Raw genomic sequence first — 4,646 nt, 5'->3', positions numbered from 1 at the left:
GCGCTGGGCAACCGCACCGAGGTGAACGGGATCCCGGTGAACTTCGACGATTTTATCGAGCCGGTGGTGAGCTACTACACCCTGGACGGCAAGTTCACCTCCATGCCCTGGAACAGCTCCAGCCCCATCCTCTACTCCAACACCGCCATTTTGAAGAAAGCCGGGATCGAGAAGCCGCCGGCCACCTGGCAGGAGCTGGAAGCCGCCTGCGAGAAGATCATGGCGCTTCCCGATGCGCCCCAGGGCTGCGTCACCTGGCCCAACCACGGCTGGTTCTACGAGCAGTGGATGGCGCAGCAAGATGCTCTCTTGGCCAACAACGAAAATGGCCGTGCCGCCCGGGCCACCCAGGTCTTTTTGGACTCGGAGCCTTCAGTAGCCATTGCTACTTGGTGGAAAGGGATGTACGACAAACGCTACTACATCTACAGCGGCAAGCAGCGGGATTGGGCGGCCACGGAGCAGGCCATCCAAACCGGCACCGTTGCCATGGCCATCACCAGCAGCGCCGACGCGGCCAACATCACCAACGCCGCCAAGCAGAACAACATCGAGCTGGTCACCACCCGCATGCCCTACAACGCCGACAAGGGTTGGACGGGGAACTTGATTGGGGGCGCCAGCCTTTGGTTGGTGAAAGATCTGCCCAAAGAGGTGGAAGAGGGGGCGCTGACCTTCATGTTGTGGCTGAATAACACCGAAAATGCTGCCGAATGGCACAAGGTAACCGGCTATCTGCCCATTCGCAAAAGCTCGGTAGCCTTGCTGGAGTCGCAGGGCTGGTTCAAGGAAAACCCCAACTTCTTCACCGCCAGCGACCAAATCAACAACTCCAAGGTCACTCCTGCCACCCGTGGGGCGCTGTTGGGGGCTTTTCCCGAGATTCGCAATGTGGTCACCCAAACCATGGAGGATCTCATGCTCAAAGGCGGGGAGCCGGCCCAAGCCATGGCCAAGGCCAACGAGACTGCCAACCGCCTGCTGGCCGAGTACAACTCCCTCTATCAGTAATTGGTTAGGAGCTAGGATGCCGCCAGATTGACGGCGAAATCGAGGATAGGGGGTGGGCGGCGGCCTGCCCCTTTCCTGGCTTTTGCAAGGTTAGAGGGGAGAGAGAACATGGGGCAATGGATCCAAGTGCTGGTGCCACTGCTGGCAGGGTTGTCAGGGGCCCTCTGGGTGGGATCCCGTTTTCGGCGCATCGAGCGACCTGTGCTGCTGGGGGCGGCTCTGGGGGGGCTGGCAGGAGGGCTGGGATCCCTGATCTTCATGGTGCCGCTGGATTTTTGCACCTTTGCGCCGGAGCGTAAGGTTATCGACCTGGTTTTTGGCGTGGGGCTGGTGCTGGCGGGCATGGCCATCCCCCTCTGGCCGCTGCTGGCGTGGATCCGCAAGGAACAGGAGCGCCGCCTGGGGATCCAAAGAGCAACTCCCCAAGAGAGGGGTATCTTCAAGCAGGGGTGGCTGGCCTGGCTGCTTCTGTTGCCCACCTTCACGATCTTGGTGGTGTTTCTCTACTACCCAGGGCTGGATACCCTGCGCCTTTCCACCCTGCTCACCTTTGTGGGGGCGCCGCGCAGCCGCTTCGTTTGTGTGGATAACTTTACTGCCTTGCTGACGGATGCCGCCTATCTGCGCAGCCTGGGGATTACCTTTGCCATTTCGGCGGCCATCGTGGTGCTGGGACTGAGCGGATCCCTGTTGATCGCCACGTTGGCCTACCAGCCCATTCGCGGAGCGGCGATCTATCGCATCTTGCTGATCTGGCCCTACGCCATTTCGCCGGCGGTGGCCGGGATCATCTTCTTCATCCTGTTCAACCCTTTGGGCGGCGTAGCTAACTATTTACTGGGGCTGGTAGGGATCCCACGTTTGAACTGGCTGAGCGATCCCAACTTGGCCCCTTGGGTGGTGATCTTTGCCAGCGTTTGGAAGCAGATGGGCTACAACATTTTGTTTTACCTGGCCGGTCTACAAAATCTGCCCAAAGATCTGCTGGAGGCGGCTGCCATTGACGGAGCCGGCGCTCTTCGTCGCTTTTTTGCCATTACCCTACCCCTGCTTTCCCCCATCACCTTCTTTTTGGTGATTACCAACATGACCTATGCATTTTTCGATATCTTTGGCACCATTGATTTGCTGACTGCCGGCGGCCCTTCGGGATCCACCTCGGTGTTGATCTACGAGATCTACAAAATTGGAGTGTCTTCGGGAAATTTGGGCAGGGCTGCTGCGCAATCCATTGTGCTGTTTCTCATTGTGGTGGGGCTGACGATCCTGCAATTTCGCACCACCGAGCGGAATGTGACCTACGGCGGATAATCTCTGCTGCAAGGGGAGGTGCATCGAAGTTTGCAGCAGCCCCTGTGTGATGAGCGAGAAGAAAATCGGCAAGAATGGTGGCCGAGCAATCTAGGGATCCCCAATGGCTGCAAAATCCAACCCCTCGACCTGCCGGCGCAACTTCGGGAAGCTGGGCATCTTGCTGGCGGCCATTCTGTTGCTGTGGCTCCTCTGGGGAGCCCCGGCAGGCAGCCAAACCCGTCTCAATTTCAGCAATGCCGATCTGCAGGGTCAGGATTTGTCCGGCCAAGATTGTCGGGGCAGCAGCTTTGTCGGGGCCAACTTGCAGGGCGCCGATCTGCATGGGGCCAACCTTGCGGGGGCGGCATTTACCAAAGCCAATCTGGCAGAGGCCAATCTGTCGGGCGCCGACTTGAGCAATAGCCTCTTGGATCTGGCCAATTTGGCCGGAGCCGATCTCAGGGGGGCCAACCTTACAGGGGCGATTGCCGCGCGAGCGGCTTGGCAGGGGGCGCAGATTGCCGGCGCCGATTTCAGCGAGGCCTACGTGGATCGGGCGGCTCTGCGGCAGTTGTGCGAGCGAGCCGAGGGATCCCACCCCGTGACAGGCGTTGCCACTTGCGAGAGTTTGGGCTGCCCTCAGTGCAAAAAGTGACGCCTGCCGGTGCAGACCATGGCAATACCGGCAGCGTTAGCGGCAGCGATGGAATCGGCATCCCGAATGCTGCCTCCCGGCTGAATGATGGCGCGGATCCCGGCCCGGACGGCTGCCTCCACACTGTCGGCAAACGGGAAAAAGCCGTCGCTGGCCAAAACCGCTCCCGCCGCCCGCGCGCCGGCCTGCCTGAGGGCGATCTCCACGGCCCCCACCCGGTTCATTTGGCCGGCCCCAATGCCCATCGTCTGTCCCTGCCGGGCGACAACAATGGCGTTGGATTTCACGTGCTTGCAAACGATCCAGGCAAACTCCAGATCTGACCACTCTGCCGGGGTGGGCTGGCGCTCGGTCACCACCCGCCAGGACTGTTGGCGGTCGGATCCCTGGAGCCGGTCCGCCTCTTGCACCAGGAAGCCCCCGGCCAGGGTGCGAAGGGTCTGGGCCGGCCCCACACAAAAGTCCGGCAAGACCAAGACCCGCAGGTTTTTTTTGGCCGCCAGCTGCTCAGCCGCCTCTGGGGTGCAAGCGGGGGCAACTACACATTCCAAAAAAGGCTCCGCCAGGCGCTGGGCGGTCTCCCGATCCAAGGTTTGGGTAAGGGCGACGATGCCCCCAAAGGCCGAAACCGGGTCGGCAGCCAGCGCCGCCTCCAGGGCAGCAGCCAGCGATGGGCGCACAGCCACGCCACAGGGGTTGTTGTGCTTCACCACCACCGCCACCGCCTGTCCGGGGTCGTGCTCGCCGGCCAGACACAGGCTCAATTCCGCCGCCAGAGCGCGGGCCGCCTCCAGATCCAGCAGGTTGTTGTAGCTTAGCTCCTTCCCTTGCAATTGTTGGGCCCGATGCCAGCCGGGGGCAGCCGGATCCACCACGTACCAAGTGGCAGCTTGGTGGGGGTTCTCCCCATAGCGCAGGCGCTGCCAGGGGATCCCTCGCAGTTGAAAAACAGGTTCGGGAGCGGTCGGGGGAGCTTGAGACTGCCGGGCCAGGTAGTTGACGATGGCGCGGTCGTAGGCCAGCACCTGCTCAAAAGCCCGACGGGCACACTGAAAGCGAAACGCCAACTGCTCCGTTTCCCCATCCCCGCCGGATAACAGTTGTAAATACCGGGGATATTGGCTGGGATCCGTCAGCACCGTAACGTAGGGATAATTTTTGGCTGCCGCCCGCGCCAAAGTGGGCCCGCCGATATCGATTTGCTCAAAAGCTTCCGCCAGAGACACCTCTGCCTGCGCTACCGTCTGCTCAAAAGGGTAGAAATTGACCACCACCAGTTGGATGGGAGGGATCCCCAGCGCCTCCAGATCCGCTTGGTCTGCGGGATGATCCAGACGGGCCAAAATGCCGGCGTGAATGCGGGGGTGCAGCGTCTTCACCCGTCCCCCCAGGATCTCTGGCGCGCCGGTGTGGGCCGAAACAGGCGTGACCGGGATCCCGGCTTCTGAGAGCACCTTGGCCGTGCCCCCGCTGCTGAGCAGTTGAAAGCCGTGCTCCTGGACAAGGGCCTGGGCCAGCGGGATGAGCCCGGTCTTGTCGGAAACACTCAACAAAGCTACAGGATTCTGAAGCAGCATCGGACGGCGTGATCAGTCAAAAACAGCTCAGCGCCCCCACAGCATACCGCGTCAGCCGCCCCATCTTCCGAGTGACTTGGATTTTTACAGACCAACACCTCTCTTGCTAA

Annotated in this window: 4 protein-coding genes; 3 read left to right on the top strand and 1 reads right to left on the bottom strand. The window is 61.1% G+C overall.

The window, feature by feature from the left end; translation table 11 throughout:
* From NW857_RS09915 to NW857_RS09905, 3 genes are all read left to right on the top strand, one after another.
* The coding region (locus tag NW857_RS09915) for an extracellular solute-binding protein (RefSeq protein WP_414368831.1) at positions 1-1,011 on the top strand (1,011 nt) is incomplete at its 5' end.
* 108 nt (positions 1,012-1,119) lie between these two features.
* The gene (locus NW857_RS09910; RefSeq protein ID WP_414368830.1) at positions 1,120-2,322 is read left to right on the top strand and encodes a carbohydrate ABC transporter permease; all 1,203 of its coding nucleotides are present in this window, start codon (positions 1,120-1,122) and stop codon (positions 2,320-2,322) included.
* 103 nt (positions 2,323-2,425) lie between these two features.
* Positions 2,426-2,959 (top strand): pentapeptide repeat-containing protein, encoded by a 534-nt coding sequence (locus NW857_RS09905; RefSeq protein ID WP_414336441.1) that lies wholly within the window; start codon positions 2,426-2,428, stop codon positions 2,957-2,959.
* Here the strand turns inward: NW857_RS09905 and purH are convergent.
* Complete coding sequence (purH, locus tag NW857_RS09900) at positions 2,944-4,536, bottom strand: bifunctional phosphoribosylaminoimidazolecarboxamide formyltransferase/IMP cyclohydrolase (protein WP_414335126.1); 1,593 nt, start codon at positions 4,534-4,536, stop codon at positions 2,944-2,946. The genes NW857_RS09905 and purH overlap by 16 nt on opposite strands.
* Positions 4,537-4,646 lie beyond the last annotated feature (110 nt).

The sequence above is a fragment of the Synechococcus sp. H55.9 genome, assembly GCF_047462355.1.
In the GTDB taxonomy this organism is placed as follows: Bacteria; Cyanobacteriota; Cyanobacteriia; order Thermostichales; family Thermostichaceae; genus Thermostichus.
Note: the sequence above shows the minus strand (reverse complement) of the source record. Positions and strands in the feature narration are given on the sequence as shown.